A 16,883-nucleotide genomic window follows, 5' to 3' on the forward strand; every position below is an offset into this window, starting at 1 on the left:
GATTTTTTTATCGTCTCTCTGGTTTTTATATAACGCTCACCGAAGATACGGCGTCGTATTTATGATGAAAAATCTTAGCACGGCGTTTGGCTTTGAAAGCATCGAATTGACGGGTAAAGCCTCAGTCTTTTCCTGAAAAAAAGCGGTATTGCCTTTCAGAAAGAAGGGCAATACCGCAAAGGGACGACTTGCTCAGAAAAAACTATTTATAACCATGCAACGACTTCAGACGGGTTTGCCGAAACCTCCGCCGCCCGGCGTGGCGATGACAAACACGTCGCCCGGCTGCATCTCCGTACTGGCGACGAAACTCAGCTCTTCCTGCGTGCCATCCTTGCGGATCACCATGTTCTGGCCGCACTGACCCGGCTCGCCGCCCGCCGCGCCGAAGGGTGGAACGATACGGTTGTTCGACAGGATCGATGCTGTCATCGCCTCGAGGAAGCGGATCTTGCGCACACCGCCGTTACCGCCATGCCATTGGCCGGCGCCGCCGGAGTTCTCGCGGATCTCGTAGCTTTCCAGCCTGACCGGATAACGCCACTCCAGAATCTCCGGATCGGTCAGACGCGAGTTGGTCATGTGCGTCTGCACCACATCAGTGCCGTTGAAACCCTTTCCCGCGCCTGATCCACCCGAGATGGTTTCGTAGTACTGATATTCGCCATTGCCGAAGGTGAAGTTGTTCATCGTGCCCGGCGCCGAGGCCAGCACGCCGAGTGCGCCATAGAGTGCATTGGTGATGCAACTCGAGGTTTCGACGTTGCCCGACACGACTGCCGCCGGATAACGCGGATTGAGCATCGAGCCTTCCGGGATGATCACGTTGAGCGGCTTCAGGCAGCCCGCGTTGAGCGGGATCTCATCGTCCACCAGCGTACGGAACACATACAGCACTGCCGCCATGCAGATCGCACTTGGTGCGTTGAAGTTGTTGTTCAACTGCGGCGAGGTGCCGGTGAAGTCGATGTCGGCGGTGCGTTCGGCATGGTTCACGCGAATGGCGACCTTGATCACCGCGCCGTTGTCGAGCGGGTAATCGTAGCTGCTGTCCTTGAGCAGTGTGATGACGCGGCGCACGGCTTCTTCGGCGTTGTCCTGCACGTGACTCATATAGGCTTGCACCACCTCCAGGCCGAAGTGATCGACCATCTTCAGCAACTCGTCGACACCCTTTTGGTTGGCGGCGATCTGCGCTTGCAGGTCGGCCAGATTCTGCGCGATGTTACGTGCAGGGTAGGGGCCGGAGCCGAGCAGAGTCACGGTTTCCTGTTCCAGGAAGCGGCCTGCGCGCACCAGCTGGAAGTTGTTGATCAGGATGCCTTCTTCTTCCACCACGGTGCTGTTGGCCGGCATCGAACCCGGCGTGATGCCGCCGATGTCCGAGTGATGGCCGCGTGAACCGACATAGAACAGGATGTCCTTGCCGTCCTTGTCGAAGGCAGGCGTGATCACCGTGATGTCCGGCAAATGCGTGCCGCCATGATATGGATCGTTGAGCATGAAGACGTCGCCCGGTTGCATCTTGCCGGCATTCTCGCGAATGATGGTGCGGATACTTTCGCCCATCGAACCCAGATGCACCGGGATGTGCGGCGCGTTGGCGATCAGGTTGCCTTGCGCATCAAACAGCGCGCAGGAGAAGTCCAGGCGTTCCTTGATGTTGACCGAGAAGGCAGTGTTTTGCAGGCGCAGGCCCATCTGTTCCGCGATGCTCATGAACAGATTGTTGAACACTTCCAGCATCACCGGATCAGCAGTAGTACCGATGGCCTTGCGTTGCACGCGCGCCTGATAGCGTTGCATCACCAGATGGTTCAGCGGCGTCACTTCGGCCAGCCAGCCTGGCTCAACAATGTTGGTCGCATTTTTCTCTGCGACGATGGCGGGGCCATGCACGATATCGCCGGGGCGCATGTCTTCGCGGCGATACAGCGCGGTGTCATGCCATTGACCGCCGGAGAACAGTTTCACCGTTTTGGTCGATAGCAGCGCGCCGTCGCGTGGCGGCAATTGCTCGACTTTCTCTTCACGATCATTGGACACGCCGATGGCCTCCACCGAGATGGCTTCGATGATCATGTTCTTGTCCGGCATCAGGAAAGAGTAGCGTTTCTTGTACGCCGACTCGAACTGCGACACCATGCTCGCGATATCGCCGAAGGCCACCACGATCACTGAGTCGGTGCCGTCATAGCGCAGATGCGCGCGCTTGAGAACATTGATCTGGGTTGGCGTCACGCCTTGCGACAACAGATCATCGCTGGCTTGCGTCGCCAGTTTGTTCAGCTCGGCATCGAGCTTGCTGATGGAGTAGCCGGTCAACGGCAGCTCCATCGCTTGTTCGCGCATGGCGGTCTGATCCGCCAGACCCATGCCGTAAGCCGACAGCACACCGGCGAAAGGATGGGCGAAGACGCGCGTCATGCCCAGCGCATCGGCCACCAGGCAGGCATGCTGGCCGCCGGCGCCGCCGAAGGTCGTCAGCGTGTAATCGGTGACGTCGTGGCCGCGCTGCACCGAGATGAACTTGATCGCGTTGGCCATGTTGCCGACGGCGATTTCGATGAAACCTTCCGCGACTTCTTCCGGTGTGCGGCGATTACCGGTTTCTGCAAAGATGCGATCAGCCAGTTCGGTGAACTTCTGCACCACTGCGTCGCGATCCAGTGCTTCGTCGGCTGCGGGGCCGAACACTTTGGGGAAGTACGCCGGTTGAATCTTGCCCAGCATGACATTGCAATCGGTGACGGCAAGCTGGCCGCCGCGGCGATAACTGGTCGGGCCGGGATTGGCGCCGGCGCTGTCCGGGCCGACACGATAGCGCGTACCGTCAAAATGCAGAATGGAGCCGCCGCCAGCCGCTACCGTATGAATGCTCATCATCGGTGCACGCATGCGCACACCGGCGACCTGGGTTTCAAACTCACGCTCGAACTCGCCGGCATAGTGCGACACATCCGTTGAGGTGCCGCCCATGTCAAAGCCGATGATCTTGTCGAAACCGGCCGTCTCCGCTGTACGCACCATGCCGACGATACCGCCGGCCGGGCCGGACAGGATCGAGTCCTTGCCCTGGAAGCGATGCGCATCGGTCAGTCCGCCATTGCTTTGCATGAAGAGCAGGCGCACGCCTTCCATTTCACCGGCGACCTGATCGACGTAGCGGCGCAGGATAGGCGACAGATAAGCGTCAACTACCGTTGTGTCGCCACGCGAGACCAGCTTCATCATCGGGCTGACTTCATGCGACACCGAGACTTGCGTATAGCCGAGTTCGGCAGCGATCTCAGCCAGCTTCTCTTCGTGTGCGGTAAAGCGATAGCCGTGCATCAGCACAATAGCGACGGCGCGATAGCCTTCTTTATATAAAGCCGCGAGTTGCTGGCGCACCGATACGGTATCAAGCGCTTGCACCACGTCGCCGTGCGCGCTCAGGCGTTCATCGACTTCCACGACTTTTTCAAACAGTAATTCCGGCAAGACGATGTTGCGATCGAACAGGCGCGGACGATTTTGATACGCGATGCGCAAGGCGTCGCGGAATCCTTTGGTGATGACGAGTACGGTCGGATCACCCTTGCGTTCAAGCAGGGCGTTGGTGGCGACGGTGGTGCCCATCTTTACGGCTTCCACCTGTTCCGGCGAAATCGCTTCTTCAGGTTTGAGTCCAAGCAGACGCTTGATGCCGGCGACGGCTGCGTCCTTATATTGCTCGGGATTTTCAGACAGCAGTTTGTGCGTCAGCAAGGTGCCGTCCGGCTGGCGCGCAACGATGTCGGTAAATGTGCCGCCGCGGTCAATCCAGAACTGCCAGCGTTGTTCCCCCAGTTTGGTCTGCTCTTGATTCATGGTGCATTGCCTTTCTCAAATGAACTTTCAGGTGCATTTTTGTTGATGAATTATCGATACTTTGCACATAAACCGTGCGATAAGAATCGAACGTTTGTTTGAGGAAACACCGGAAAACCAGTCAAATCCTCCTTAAAGCCTTGATGCGTCTGTGTTTGCGTCTGAAGTGGCGATCGCTCTTAAAAACTGGCACGCGCTTTGCTAATAACTCGTCAATGATTTGGCGATCATTTATTGTTTTTAGTATTAATAATTTATTGACATATTATCGACGAAACATATAGGATTCAACAAAAAAATAAAGGAGACAAAAAATGGATGAAAACCAGACAAAAAAGAGCGGACCGCAAACCAGCGCAGACACCGCCGCCATTTTTGAGCGTGCCCTCGACGTCGGCCAAACACCGGCGAATAGCAACGCAAGAGCAGCGCAAGCAGGGCAAGTTCGATGAATCCTGAGTCGAGAAGTCGATAGCAATCAGCAGTCAGCAATCAGCAATCAGGCAGCACCAGTAGCGTCAGCAATATCGGAAAACATCAGTAACGCCGCACCATCGTGCCGGTCAGCCCCTGCGGGCGGCCGCGTCACATCGGTTCAGTGCGTACTGAGCAGTGCAAGCAAGTCCAGCCGGCTTACCGGCCTGGAGTGGATCAACACATCCTTCGCTTTTGCGATGGCGATGTATTGATAAAAAACCGGTAAAAAAACCGGCAGCAACTGTGGTGATTTTTGGGCAGCTCCCGCTTCAGGTTTCATGCAGTGGGGGGAATTTTTAGATGTCATTCATCGATACAACAAGGAGCGTCTCATCATGTTAGGTCCCGTCTTCAAACACGCTAAACATCTCGTCAAAGCCGGCCTCGCCGTGTCCTTCTGTGTGGCCGCCTATTCGGCGCAGGCACAGCAACAGGAAATCAAGATCGGCGTCATCTATCCGCTCAGCGGCGCCGCTGCATCTACCGGTGCAGAAATGAAAGACGCGCTGGAACTGGCCGCCGACATCATCAACAACGGTGCCAAGAGCGTCCCCAACCTGCCGTTCTCGGCCGGCGGCGGTCTGCCCAACCTGAAGGGCGCCAAGATCAAGCTGGTGTTCGCCGATTCGCAAGGCAACCCGCAAGTGGGTGCTACCGAAGCCGAGCGCCTGATCACGCAAGAGAAAGTTGTCGCGGTTGTCGGCGCCTATTTCAGCAACGTCACCGCCACCACCAGCCAGGTCGCAGAACGCTACAAGGTGCCTTACCTGAACCCGGAGTCGTCGTCGGCATCGCTGACCCAGCGCGGCTTCAAGTGGTTCTTCCGCACGACAGCCCATGACGATCTGTTCGTCACCAACTTCTATGAATTCTTCAAGGAGCTGGAAGCCAAGAAGAACATCAAGATCAGCAAGCTCGGCGCTTTCAACGAAAACACGCTGTGGGGCAACGAAACCACCAAGCTGGAAACCAAGCTGTCCAAGGACCGTGGCTACGATCTGGTGAAGACCATTGTCTATCCTGCCAAGAGCACCCAACTGACATCGGAAGTGCAGTTGCTCAAAGCCGCCGCACCGCAAGTCGTGCTGCAATCGTCCTACCTCGGCGACGCCATCCTGTCGATGAAGACCTACAAGGAACTGGGCTTCACGCCTGACATGATCCTGGCCAACGACGCCGGTTTCATCGATACCGAATTCGTGAAGACCCTGGGCAAGGATGCCGACTACATCATCACCCGCGACGTCTGGTCGCTCGATCTGGCCGGCAAGAATCCGCTGATCAAGCAAGTCAACGATCTGTTCAACGCACGCTTCAAGATCAATTTCACCGGCAACTCCTCGCGCACCTTCACCGGTCTGATGACGCTGGCTGATGCGATCAACCGTGCCGGCTCCACCGATCCGGAAGCAATCCGCAAGGCGCTGTCGGAAACCAATATTCCCGGCAACAAACTGATCATGCCGTGGAAGGGCATCAAGTTCGATGAGCACGGCCAGAACACGCTGAGCTCCGGCATCCTGCTGCAAATCATCAACGGCAAGTACTACACCGTGTGGCCGTTCGACATGGCAACGCGCGACATCGTGTGGCCGATGCCGAAGTGGGATCAACGCAAGTAATCAGTTCAGGTAAGTCGTCTTTTTAAGCAGTCGAGGGAAGGCCGCGGCAGGAGAAATACGCAAGCAACGCGGCGGCCTTCCTCTCAGATTCAATTTTTATCGCAGGTATTTACGGCGCGTAAATAGCGTTAAGGGGAAATTTATGACTTGGGATATTTTGGTGCAGACCCTGGCGTCCGGTTTGTTGATCGGACTGATTTATGCGCTCGTAGCGATTGGTCTCACGCTGATCTTCGGCGTCATGGACATCGTCAATTTCGCGCACGGCGAATTCCTGATGTTCGGGATGTATTCCAGCTTCTGGCTGTTCGCGCTGTATGCGCTGGATCCTATTTTTACTTTGCCGCTGACAGCCTTGTTCCTGTTCGCGCTGGGTACCGTGCTGTACAAGCTGGTGATTCGCAAGATCACCAATGCGCCGATGGTGTCGCAGATCTTCACCACCTTCGGGCTGATGATCCTGTTCCGCGGCATTGCGCAGTTCTTTTGGAAGGCTGATTTCCGCACAATCGAAAACTCGATGGTTGCCGGGCATGTCTCCCTCGGGGGCATCCAGATCGGTTCGCCCCAACTCACCGCCGGCATTGGCGCAATCGTGGTCACCGGTGTGATCTATACCTTCCTGACTCGCACCAAACTTGGCGCTGCGCTGGAAGCGACGGCTGCCGACAAGGAAGCGGCACAGCTCATGGGCATCGATTCACAAAAAATGTTCGCGCTGGCCTGGGGCGTCGGCGCCGCCTGTGCCGGTGTGGCGGGCGCATTGCTGTCGACTTTCTTCCCGATCTTTCCGGAAGTCGGCGCCAACTTCATCCTGATCGCTTTCGTGGTGGTCAACCTCGGCGGCTTCGGCAGCGTGGTCGGTGCACTGATCGCCGGCGTGCTGGTCGGCGTGATCGAAGTGATGGGCGGTCTCTTTCTCGGGCCGCAATACAAGATGGCGATCGTACTTGTGCTGTTCCTGACGGTGCTGATGTTCCGCCCGCAAGGTTTGATGGGCAAGGCCTGATTCTTGTCTCGCACGCCAACTATATTAGAGAGAAACCCATGCTCAAAACAACTTCCAGTCTGCCACTGACGCCGGGCGCGTCAGTCAACGGCTTCAACAAAATCCACGCCTTGCTGGTCGCGCTGCTGGTACTCGCGCTGGCATTGCCGCTCTATATCACCAGCCCGTCGCACCAGAATCTCGCGATCCTGATCCTGATGGCGGCGCAGATCGGCGTGTCGTGGAACATCGTCGGCGGTTACGCCGGCCAGGTCTCGCTGGGCCACGTCGCGTTTTACGGTATCGGTGCCTACACCTCGGCGATCCTGTTCTCGATCTATGGCGTCAATCCATGGTTTGCCATGATCGTCGGTGGTGTCATCGCGGCGCTGGTCAGCCTGGTGATCGGCTGGTCCTGCTTCCGTCTCAAGGGCCACTACTTTGCGATGGCCACGATTGCAGTGGCGGAAATCATCCAGATCGTCTTCACCAACTGGGACTTCGCCGGTGCAGCCGTCGGCCTGACGATTCCGATGGGCGAGGGCGGTTGGGCCAACATGATCTTCGCCGGCAAGGAGCCGTACTACTACATCGCACTGGGTTTGCTGCTGATCACGCTGCTGGCCAACTTCATCATCGAACGCAGCTTTCTCGGCTACTACTTCCGCGCCATCAAGGATGAGCCGGATGCCGCGCGCAGCCTCGGTGTCAGCCTGTCCCGCTATAAACAGATCGCGTTCGCTGTCAGCAGCTTCTTCACGGCAATGGGTGGCAGCCTGTACGCACAGAAGGAGCTGTACATCGACCCGGCCTCGGTGCTCGGCACCGGCATGTCGATCAAGATGGCGCTGGTGGCGATCCTCGGCGGCATCGGCACCTTGTTCGGTCCGCTGGTCGGAGCCGGTCTGCTGACTGCGATTGAAGAAGGTACACGCACCATGTTCGGCGGCTCCGGCCGGGGTACCGATCTGATCATCTACGCCGCGCTGATCATCGTGATCGCGGTGTACTACCCGAACGGCATTCTCGGCTATCTGAAGAGCACGTTCGCACGCCGCAAAGCCGTCAAGGCACAAGCTGAAAACGCCGCCAAGGAGGAATCCAAATGAGTCTGTTACGCGTAGAAAACGTCTACAAGAAATTCGGCGGCCTGACCGCGAACCAGGATATTTCCTTCACGGTCCAGGCCGGTGAAATCGTCGGCCTGATCGGCCCCAATGGCGCCGGCAAGACCACCATGTTCAACTGCATCGCCGGTTATTCGCCGCCGACCACGGGCGACATCTGGCTGGAGGACATGAAGATCTCGGGCATGACGCCGGAGCAGTGCGCGCGTGTTGGCATCGGCCGCACCTTTCAGGTGGCGCGCACCTTCACCAGCATGACCGCGCTGGAAAACGTGATGGTCGGTGTCTTTCTCAATGAGCGTGGCGTCGGCGCCGCACGGCGCACGGCGCAGGAGCTGCTCGACTTCGTCAACCTCGGCCGCTTCGCCGACAAGCCGGCCGGCAGCATGACCATCAGCGAACAACGCCGCCTTGCCGTGGCGCGTGCGCTGGCGGTCAAGCCCAAGCTGTTGCTGATGGATGAAGTCATGGCCGGTCTTAACCCGACTGAAGTGCGCGAGACCGTGGACGTGGTGCTGAAGATTCGCGACCAGGGCATTTCCTGCCTGATCGTGGAACACGTGCTGGAAGGCATCATGCCGATCGCCAACCAGATCGTAGTGCTCGATTACGGCAAGAAGATTGCCGACGGTTCGCCGCACGACGTATCGAATGATCCACATGTGATCGCCGCTTATTTGGGAGATGAATAATGCTACAGGTGAGAAATTTGCGAGCCAGCTACGACGGCGTGCTGGCCCTGTCCAAAGTCGACATCGACGTCAAGCCGGGCAGTCTGGTGGCGCTGGTGGGCGGCAACGGCAACGGTAAGTCGACCACGCTGCGTGCGATTGCCGGTCTCAATAAAGTCGACGCGGGCAGCATCATGTTCGACAACGTCGACATCGGCAAGATCCCTCCCTTCGACCGTGTCGGCCTTGGGCTGTCGCTGGTGCCGGAAGGCCGCCGCCTGTTTGGCCGCCTGACCGTGCAGCGCAATCTGGAGCTGGGTGCCTATACGCGCAGCGATAAGCACGAGATCGAAGAATCGATCGAAGACATGTACGCGACTTTTCCGATCATCAAGGAACGCCGCCATCAGCTGGCCGGCACCATGAGCGGCGGCGAACAGCAGATGCTGGCAATTGCACGCGGCCTGATGGCCAAGCCGCGTCTGCTGTTGTTGGACGAGCCGTCGTGGGGTATTGCTCCCAAGTTCGTCACCAAGGTGCTCGACACGATCCAGCAAGTCAATGCCAAGGGCGTGTCGATCCTGCTGGTGGAACAGAACCTGCACAAGGCGCTGGCGATTGCGGATTATGGCTACGTGATTCAGACCGGCCGCATCGTGATGCAAGGCACCGGCGACGAACTGCTGCACAACGAAGACATCAAGAAGGCTTACCTCGGAGGGCTGTGAGATGAGTGAAATGAAGGGTAATAGCATGAAAATGAACATGGCGGTTTTTGATGATGCCTTGTCCGCTGCCGACGTACGCGCACTGTGCCGCAGTGGCGAGTTTGACGGGCCGACCGCAGGCTATGCCGACAACCACGTGCAAGCCAATCTGATGATCGTGCCGAAGGAATACGCTTTCGATTTCCTCCTGTTCTGTCAGCGCAATCCCAAGCCTTGCCCGCTGGTGGAGGTGCTGGAAGCCGGCGCGTTCGAACCGCGTACTGCAGCAGGTGCGGATCTGCGTACGGATCTGCCTGGCTATCGCCTCTTCGAAAACGGCGTGATGACAAAGGAAGTTGCCGACATCTCGGAATACTGGCGCGACGATCTGGTGAGCTTTCTGATCGGTTGCAGTTTTTCTTTCGAGAGCGCGCTGATCGAAGGCGGTATCCCCTTGCGCCATATCGAGCAGCAACGCAACGTCGCCATGTACAGAACCAATATGCGATGCGTGCCGGCCGGACGTTTTACCGGCAACGCGGTGGTCAGCATGCGTCCGGTCAAGAGCCGCGACATCTCACGCGCGGTGGAAATCTCCGCACGCCTGCCGCAGGTGCATGGCGCGCCGGTACACATCGGCAATCCACATGCCATCGGCATCAGTGACTTGATGCGCCCTGATTTCGGCGATGCGGTCGAGATCATGGACGATGAACTACCGGTGTTCTGGGCCTGCGGCGTAACGCCGCAATACGTTGCGGAGTTGAGCAAGCTGCCATTCTGCATTACGCATGCGCCCGGCAAGATGTTCATTACCGACCGGTTGAACGAATGACCTAAGCGCCAACGCGATAGCGATCAAGTGATCGCTCACCCATCCTAGCGGCGGATCTTCCGCCAAGAACCAAGGAATTTTATGTTGACGCATAAATCCCTGTTGGAAGCGTACGTCTACGCAAAAGACAAATGCTGTCCTTCACTGATCCACGACATCTACGAGCCCAATGCGGTGCTCAGTATTTCGACCTCCGCCAGCGCAGTGGCCTTTCCGCCGCTGGTCGTGGGCGCCGAAGGCATCGCGCAGACGCTGGTGACCGATTTCGCCAAACGCTTCACGCTCTGCTGCACGTATTACATCTGTGACGAGCTGGAAGTACAGGAGCGGGCAGGCGGCAGCCGCATCGAGCAATTGCCGTGGCTGGTACTGATGAGTGAAGAAGAAACCGCGTCGCTGCGCATCGGGCGCGGTTACTACAACTGGCAGCTCAATGAACATCCGGAAGAGCTCTGGCGCGCCAGTGAGATGCATATCCGCATCGATCACATGATGCTCATCGCCGACATCGCCGGCGACCTGTTGCAGACGCTGCAATCGTTCTTGCCCTATCCATGGCTGCCGGCGCGTGTGCTGGATTCGTCATTCGGTTTCATCGGCGACAGCAATCCGGCGTTCGCCTTCCTGAAGGAATTCCGAAGCAACAAGTTCGAGCTGCCGCGCGAGCGGCTGTCCGCTTAGTTGGCTGAGTTGGCTTATTTGGCAGAGCAAAAAAAGAATAGCGACGCGCAGAACGAGTCATCACTGCGCGTCCGGAAGTTCTCTTTGAACGCGACAAGACAACGGCCATTGTCGTCGCCGGAGGAGAGCAGGCGCATACCGGCAAAGAGGAAGGGCGCGCACAAAGCTTGGCCGGTAAGCGGTTTTTGGGTTTGATGCAATTTCATTTAATCGGGGAGTTTCAATGAAACATAAAGTCTTGGCTGCAGCGGTGCTGGCCGCAGTCGGCATCCAGGCAGTACCTGCACTGGCGCAATCGTCGGTCACAATCTATGGTCTGATCGATACGGGTCTGGTGGTCGAAAGCGGCGGCGCAGCAGGTCACGTCACCAAACTGACCAGCGGCATCAGCGGCGGTTCGCGCATCGGCTTCAAAGGCACGGAAGATCTGGGCGGTGGCATGTCTGCACTGTTCCTGCTCGAAAGCGGCTTCCAGAATGACACCGGCGCATTGGGTCAGGGCGGCTTGCTGTTCGGCCGTCAAAGCTATGTCGGCCTGGGTGGTGGCTTCGGTACGGTGACCGCCGGTCGCCAGTACACGCCGCAATACCTCGTGCTGTCAGCCGTCGATCCTTTCGGCACCGGTTACGCCGGTGATGCTGCCAACCTGATGCCGAATACCGGCAACGGCGCCAGCCGCATGGACAACACCGTCAAGTACGCCACGCCTAACTTTGGCGGCGTGACGGCTGAACTGGCTTACGGTTTCGGCGAAACTGCCGGCAACACCAAAGCCTCCAGCCAGATCGGTGCAGCCGTCGGTTACGCCAACGGCCCGTTGAATGTGCGTCTGGGTTTTCATGGACGTAACAACGACACCGTGACGACGCAAACCGGTACTGGTCGCAGCACGCTGCTGGGTGCAACCTACAACTTCGGTCCCGTCAAGCTGCATGCCGCCTACGGCATCAACAAGGGTCTCAACAGTTCGCCGCTGCGCAATACGGTCAACCCTTACGGCACCAGCGCCATCGTCGCGTCCACCGACAGTGCAGACATGCTGATCGGTGTCACGGTTCCTTTCGGCGTGTCGCACACCTTCCTCGCGTCTTACATCCACAAGGATGACAAGACAGCGTTGAACCAGGATGCGGATCAGTTCGCTCTGGGCTATCGCTACGCGATGTCCAAACGCACCGACCTGTATGCCATGTACGCCCACATCAAGAACAAGAACGGTGCGCCTTACACCGTTGGCAGTTCGATTGAAGCGGGTAGTGGCAACAGCGCCTGGAATATGGGCATCCGCCACACGTTTTAAGCGTCTCTCCGGAAGCAGTGTGTAGCGGATGAGTGGTTCCTGGAAAAACACGCATCCGCCGATACTGCGCTCCGGGCCTGATTGCCGGCGGCTTTGAGAGTTGTCCATTGTGTTCGGGCCGGTATCCCGATCCCAGTAGATGCATTCTTTCTTGAGGAAAGCCGCCGGCCAGGTGAGTGCTGTGTGCTTGCATCTCTACGTATCTCTGCAGTTGTGAATCATGAAACATGAGGGGTAGCAAATGAAAAAACTGACTCACCTGAAAATAGGACAACGCCTGGGCCTCGGCTTCGGCATTGTCATTCTGCTGATGCTGGCGCTGACCGTGATCGGCGTATACCGCCTGAACCAGATCAACGGCAACATTCGCAGCATCGCCAACGATTACTATCCGCGCACCGTGATGGCGAACACCGTCAAGGGAGCGCTCGACGAGACTGCACGCAGCATGCGCAACCTGCTGTTCATGAGCACCGTCGACGAGATCAAAGGAGAGCTGGACGCCATCGCGCGTGCCGGCGGCACCATCGACGAAACACTCAAACGCCTCGCCAAGGACACGACTTCCGCAGAGGGAAAACGCATGCTCGACGCGGTCAACGCTGCGCGGGTGCAATACACGCCAGTGCTTAACAACTTTCTGGCGGCGGTCAAGGATGGCCAGGTCGAGCAGGCACGAGATCTGATTCTGCCGGAGATCGCTCCCTATCAGGTCGCTTACTTCAAGGCATTGGACAATCTGATCACCTTTCAGGGGCGCGGCATGGAACAGGCCGGGCAAGAGGCCGAGCAGGTATCCGGCGCAGCCAGTGTGCTGATGATCGCCATGGCCAGCATCGCCACCTTGCTCGCCGTGCTGGTCGGTTACTCGGTCATGCGCAGCATCACACGACCGCTCAATGCCGCCATCAATATCGCCGAGCGTGTCGCCGGCGGTGACTTGTCGGTGCGTGTTGAAAGTACGTCGCAGGACGAAACCGGCAAGCTGTTGGCGGCGCTGCAAAACATGCGCGACGGCCTGGTCAGCGCCGTGATGCAGGTGCGAGACGGCTCCGATGCGATCTCCATCGCCGCACGCGAAATCGCCGACGGCAACGCCAATTTGTCGGCACGCACCGAGCTGCAAGCCAGCACGCTGGAAGAGACGGCCAGTTCCATGCTGGAGCTGACCGACGCCGTCAACCACAACGCCGACAATGCACGCCAGGCCAATCAACTGGTGCTGAACGCGTCGCAGGTCGCGATGCAAGGCGGCAAGGTGGTCACACAAGTCGTCAGCACCATGAAGGAAATCAAGGACAGTTCGCGTCAGATCGTCGAGATCATCGGGGTCATCGACGGCATCGCTTTCCAGACCAATATTCTGGCGCTGAACGCCGCAGTCGAAGCGGCTCGTGCCGGTGAACAGGGGCGCGGTTTTGCGGTGGTGGCGGCAGAAGTGCGCGGGCTGGCGCAACGCAGCGCTTCGGCAGCGAAGGAGATTGCCGGTCTGATTCAGAACTCGGTCAAGAAGGTCGACGCCGGCAGCGAACTGGTGGATGCCGCCGGCAATACCATGCAAGACATCGTGCGCAGTGTCAAACATGTCGCCGACATCATGGTGGAAATTTCCGCTGCCAGCGAAGAGCAGAGCGCCGGCATTCGCCAGATCAACGACGCCATCGAGCAGATCGACGATATGACGCAACAAAACTCAGCGCTGGTGGAGCAGGCCGCCGCCGCTGCGCAAAGCATGCATGACCAGTCGGTAGCACTGGGCCATGCCGTAGCAATTTTCAAGACTGACCTCGGCAGTGAATCTGCAGCGGGCGGCGAGGCACCGGTGGAACTCAAGACGCTGGAAATCCCGGACGGCGGCAAGCGCGGTTTGCTGCGCATGGCGTCTGCACGTCGCCTGCATGGTTGATACAGGCCGGTGCATTTTTTGACAACACAGATTGAACATTCACTATGCCGACCGACAAGAAAACTACCAGGGCTAGCGTAAAGGCTAACTTCGCCCAGCAAGGAAATACCCGCAAGGTACCTATCGTGTCTTCATTGCACCTCGCCTCGGGGAGAAGCAAGGAATTGAGCGAATTCGAATTCGGCATGATCATCGCCAACAATGCCTTCAACCGTTGGATCGTGCGCTGCATCTCCGCCGCCGGCATGAAGGACATGACGCCCACGGACGTATTGGTGCTGCATCACATCAATCACCGTGCGCGCGAAAAGAAGCTTGCCGATATCGCCTTCATTCTCAATATTGAAGATGCCCACATCGTCAACTATTCACTCAAGAAGCTGCACGCGCAGGGCCTCGTCAATACCGAACGGCGCGGCAAGGAAGTCCTGTATTCAACCAACGAGGCGGGGCAGGATTTGTGCAAGCGCTACTACGAGATCCGCGAGCGCCTGCTGGTGTCCGGCCTGACGGGCGACGATGCGGAAAGCTTCGAGTTGGCCGAGCTGGCGCGCTTTCTGCGGATACTCTCCGGCTTGTACGAGCAGGCAGCGCGTTCGGCGACGTCGATGTAGCGGTGAGCCTTGTTGGCTAGTCCTGTCAATTGTTGATGATTTTCAGAATGCGCTGCGCCAGCGCTTCTATCGTTGCGGCGCTGTCGATATTGGTAAAGCCAAGCAATAGTCCCGGCTGCACTTGATGGTGGACAGAACGTTGCGACAGCGTGTGTGCATACATGCCGTCCTTGCGCATGGCTTCCGCCAGCGGCTTGTCTGAACGCCTTCCCCGCATGCGCAAAATCATATGCATGCCGCCGGGTTGTGAATCGACGCGCAGGGTTTTTCCCAGCAGGCTTTCCAATCCTTCTGCAGCGATCTTGCGCCGCTCGCCATAGAGCTTGCGCATGCGTTGCACGTGACGCGCAAAATGGCCGTCGGCAATGAAGTCGGCGACAATGCTCTGCGTCAGCGCCGGACTGCCGCTGAACATGGTCTGGCTGACCGCAGCGAAGCGTTCTATTTGCGATACCGGTACCACCAGATACGCCAGCCGGATACCCGGAAACAGCACCTTGCTGAAGGTGCCCGCATAGAGCACGCGACCATCGCGGTCCAGACTCTGCAGCGCGGGCAGAGGGCGGCCGACATAGCGGTATTCGCCGTCATAGTCGTCTTCCACGATCCAGGCATTGGCGCGCGTGGCCCAGTCCAGCAATGCAAAGCGGCGTTGCAATGACAGCGACACACAGAGCGGACTCTGATGCGCCGGCGTGACGATGGCGGCACGCGCACGCGGCGCAGCCTGCACACCCAACTCAACCTGAATGCCCTCGCCATCGACCGGTACCGGCACCGGCGTTACGCCCGCCTGCATCAGCGCCTGGCCGGTCGGCATATAGCCGGGATCTTCCGTCCATACCTTGTCGCCAGCCTTGAACAGAGCGCCGGTTATCAATTGCAGCGTCTCACGGTAGCCGGACGTGACAAACACCTGTTCAGGCGCGCACGCCACACCACGCGACAATTGCAGATAGGTGGCGATTTCATTGCGCAGCGCGGCGACGCCAGCATACGGCGGATAAGTCATGTCACGCTGTGCGGTGGCGCGTATCGTGCGTGCCGCCAGCCGCGACCACAGCTTGCGCGGAAAAGCATCGAGCGCCGGTAGTCCCATCTGGAACGGTAGCGGCAACGACTGCGATGCAGTCAGACGGTGTATCGGTGTTACTTTAGCCGTGACGGTGCTGAGCACTGGCGGCAAAATTTTCTCTGCCTGAGGATGTACGCCGGGCTTCAGTCCCAGCGTCACGATGGTGCCGGCCTGGCCGCGGGTCTCGACATAGCCTTCTGCACTGAGCAGCGAATAGGCTGCTTCGATGGTGCCGCGCGCGACGCCGAGTTCTTCCGCCAACGCCCGTGCCGAAGGAATGCGGTCGCCGGGCTTGAGCAACTGGTCGGCGATGGCATTGCGAAAGCGCGTGTAAATCTGCCGATAAAAAGGCTCGCCGGACGACAGGTGCAGCGGCAACAGATCACGCAGAGATGATTTAATCATGGACTAGTCCATATGTTATTTCTTGGATCTGTGCATTATGCCATCGGATCATTAAGATGCAGGCTCGATTAGTTTTGGCAAAGAAGGAGAGCAGCCATGCAACAGAACCGGCATGCCGTTGATCAATCAGTAGAGTCAGTGGAGCCAGATGACGCCGCCTTGCGCCACGCCGATACACAGGAATCCCTGCGTGCCTGCTATGCAGTGATGAAACAGTTGCGGCCGCATTTGCAGAGTGAAGAAGATTTCCTTGATCGCATTGCGCGTCAGCAGGCGCAGACCTACCGTCTGCTGGCTGCATGGGAAGACGGACAGGCGGTGGCGCTGGCCGGCTACCGTTTTCAGGAGAATCTGGTGTATGGCAAGTTTCTCTACGTCGACGATCTGGTTACTGCGGAAACCGCGCGCGGCCATCGCTGGGGCGCACGCTTGCTGGATGCGCTGACGACCGTTGCAGAGCAGACCGGATGCATGCGACTGGTACTTGATACCGGGCTGGCCAATGCACTGGCGCAGCGTTTCTATTTCCGTCAGGGATTGCTGTCTAGCTCGATGCGTTTCGGCAAACCGATCAACCCAGTGAAGGCAATCGTCTGAGCGCGGTATTCGTCATTATTTTTTAG

14 protein-coding genes are annotated in these 16,883 nt (G+C 58.2%); 12 read left to right on the forward strand and 2 right to left on the reverse strand.

From position 1 onward, the window contains the following. Positions 1–225: 225 nt before the first annotated feature. Positions 226–3,852 carry a hydantoinase B/oxoprolinase family protein gene (locus tag PQR63_RS08830; RefSeq protein ID WP_408167464.1) on the reverse strand — a complete coding sequence of 1,209 codons (3,627 nt, stop codon included), beginning with the start codon at positions 3,850–3,852 and terminating at the stop codon, positions 226–228. Positions 3,853–4,166: 314 nt separating this feature from the next. On the opposite strand from PQR63_RS08830, the gene PQR63_RS08835 reads away from it, so the two are divergent. The 11 genes from PQR63_RS08835 to PQR63_RS08885 all read left to right on the forward strand — a co-directional run bounded on the left by PQR63_RS08835 (position 4,167) and on the right by PQR63_RS08885 (position 14,780). After that, on the forward strand, positions 4,167–4,304 hold the full coding sequence (locus tag PQR63_RS08835; protein ID WP_157739212.1) for a hypothetical protein: 138 nt from the start codon (positions 4,167–4,169) through the stop codon (positions 4,302–4,304). A gap of 360 nt (positions 4,305–4,664) precedes the next feature. Then, positions 4,665–5,951 (forward strand): ABC transporter substrate-binding protein, encoded by a 1,287-nt coding sequence (locus tag PQR63_RS08840; RefSeq protein WP_408167466.1) that lies wholly within the window; start codon positions 4,665–4,667, stop codon positions 5,949–5,951. 142 nt (positions 5,952–6,093) lie between these two features. Continuing rightward, positions 6,094–6,960, forward strand: coding sequence for a branched-chain amino acid ABC transporter permease (locus PQR63_RS08845; protein WP_408167468.1), 867 nt, complete (start codon positions 6,094–6,096; stop codon positions 6,958–6,960). A gap of 38 nt (positions 6,961–6,998) precedes the next feature. Further along, positions 6,999–8,048, forward strand: coding sequence for a branched-chain amino acid ABC transporter permease (locus tag PQR63_RS08850; RefSeq protein ID WP_408167470.1), 1,050 nt, complete (start codon positions 6,999–7,001; stop codon positions 8,046–8,048). Next, positions 8,045–8,758: an ABC transporter ATP-binding protein gene (locus PQR63_RS08855; RefSeq protein ID WP_094562810.1), complete on the forward strand. Its 714-nt coding sequence runs from the start codon at positions 8,045–8,047 to the stop codon at positions 8,756–8,758. Before PQR63_RS08850 ends, PQR63_RS08855 begins: the two co-directional genes overlap by 4 nt. Continuing rightward, positions 8,758–9,465, forward strand: a complete 708-nt coding sequence (locus PQR63_RS08860; RefSeq protein WP_408167472.1) for an ABC transporter ATP-binding protein — start codon at positions 8,758–8,760, stop codon at positions 9,463–9,465. The genes PQR63_RS08855 and PQR63_RS08860 overlap by 1 nt, the downstream gene beginning before the upstream one ends. Positions 9,466–9,490: 25 nt before the next feature. Next, positions 9,491–10,279 carry a putative hydro-lyase gene (locus PQR63_RS08865; protein ID WP_408167474.1) on the forward strand — a complete coding sequence of 263 codons (789 nt, stop codon included), beginning with the start codon at positions 9,491–9,493 and terminating at the stop codon, positions 10,277–10,279. Between the two features lie 81 nt (positions 10,280–10,360). Continuing rightward, entirely contained in the window at positions 10,361–10,960 is a 600-nt protein-coding gene (locus PQR63_RS08870; protein WP_408167476.1) for a hypothetical protein, read from the forward strand. A gap of 223 nt (positions 10,961–11,183) precedes the next feature. Continuing rightward, entirely contained in the window at positions 11,184–12,260 is a 1,077-nt protein-coding gene (locus PQR63_RS08875; protein ID WP_408167478.1) for a porin, read from the forward strand. A 241-nt stretch (positions 12,261–12,501) separates the two neighbouring features. Then, a complete protein-coding gene (locus tag PQR63_RS08880; protein WP_408167480.1) occupies positions 12,502–14,166 on the forward strand; it encodes a methyl-accepting chemotaxis protein in 1,665 nt (554 codons plus the stop codon). Positions 14,167–14,210: 44 nt separating this feature from the next. Continuing rightward, positions 14,211–14,780, forward strand: a complete 570-nt coding sequence (locus tag PQR63_RS08885) for a winged helix DNA-binding protein (RefSeq protein WP_408167482.1) — start codon at positions 14,211–14,213, stop codon at positions 14,778–14,780. A 25-nt stretch (positions 14,781–14,805) separates the two neighbouring features. On the opposite strand, the gene pdxR is transcribed toward PQR63_RS08885, so the two are convergent. Continuing rightward, positions 14,806–16,260 (reverse strand): MocR-like pyridoxine biosynthesis transcription factor PdxR, encoded by a 1,455-nt coding sequence (pdxR, locus tag PQR63_RS08890; protein ID WP_408167484.1) that lies wholly within the window; start codon positions 16,258–16,260, stop codon positions 14,806–14,808. Positions 16,261–16,356: 96 nt separating this feature from the next. Here pdxR and PQR63_RS08895 point away from each other — a divergent pair, with 96 nt between their 5' ends. After that, on the forward strand, positions 16,357–16,857 hold the full coding sequence (locus tag PQR63_RS08895; RefSeq protein WP_408167485.1) for a GNAT family N-acetyltransferase: 501 nt from the start codon (positions 16,357–16,359) through the stop codon (positions 16,855–16,857). The last annotated feature ends 26 nt before the right edge of the window (positions 16,858–16,883 follow it).

Origin of the sequence: Herbaspirillum rhizosphaerae (assembly GCF_046025915.1) — a bacterium.
Lineage (GTDB): Bacteria > Pseudomonadota > Gammaproteobacteria > Burkholderiales > Burkholderiaceae_D > Herbaspirillum > Herbaspirillum rhizosphaerae_A.

Coding starts and splice junctions, on each gene's coding strand:
- PQR63_RS08855 (WP_094562810.1), top strand. CDS start 8,045: ATGAGTCTGTTACGCGTAGAAAACGTCTACAAGAAATTCGGCGGCCTG.
- PQR63_RS08835 (WP_157739212.1), top strand. CDS start 4,167: ATGGATGAAAACCAGACAAAAAAGAGCGGACCGCAAACCAGCGCAGAC.
- PQR63_RS08895 (WP_408167485.1), top strand. CDS start 16,357: ATGCAACAGAACCGGCATGCCGTTGATCAATCAGTAGAGTCAGTGGAG.
- pdxR (WP_408167484.1), bottom strand. CDS start 16,260: ATGATTAAATCATCTCTGCGTGATCTGTTGCCGCTGCACCTGTCGTCC.
- PQR63_RS08830 (WP_408167464.1), bottom strand. CDS start 3,852: ATGAATCAAGAGCAGACCAAACTGGGGGAACAACGCTGGCAGTTCTGG.
- PQR63_RS08875 (WP_408167478.1), top strand. CDS start 11,184: ATGAAACATAAAGTCTTGGCTGCAGCGGTGCTGGCCGCAGTCGGCATC.
- PQR63_RS08880 (WP_408167480.1), top strand. CDS start 12,502: ATGAAAAAACTGACTCACCTGAAAATAGGACAACGCCTGGGCCTCGGC.
- PQR63_RS08845 (WP_408167468.1), top strand. CDS start 6,094: ATGACTTGGGATATTTTGGTGCAGACCCTGGCGTCCGGTTTGTTGATC.
- PQR63_RS08840 (WP_408167466.1), top strand. CDS start 4,665: ATGTTAGGTCCCGTCTTCAAACACGCTAAACATCTCGTCAAAGCCGGC.
- PQR63_RS08860 (WP_408167472.1), top strand. CDS start 8,758: ATGCTACAGGTGAGAAATTTGCGAGCCAGCTACGACGGCGTGCTGGCC.
- PQR63_RS08870 (WP_408167476.1), top strand. CDS start 10,361: ATGTTGACGCATAAATCCCTGTTGGAAGCGTACGTCTACGCAAAAGAC.
- PQR63_RS08850 (WP_408167470.1), top strand. CDS start 6,999: ATGCTCAAAACAACTTCCAGTCTGCCACTGACGCCGGGCGCGTCAGTC.
- PQR63_RS08865 (WP_408167474.1), top strand. CDS start 9,491: ATGAAAATGAACATGGCGGTTTTTGATGATGCCTTGTCCGCTGCCGAC.
- PQR63_RS08885 (WP_408167482.1), top strand. CDS start 14,211: ATGCCGACCGACAAGAAAACTACCAGGGCTAGCGTAAAGGCTAACTTC.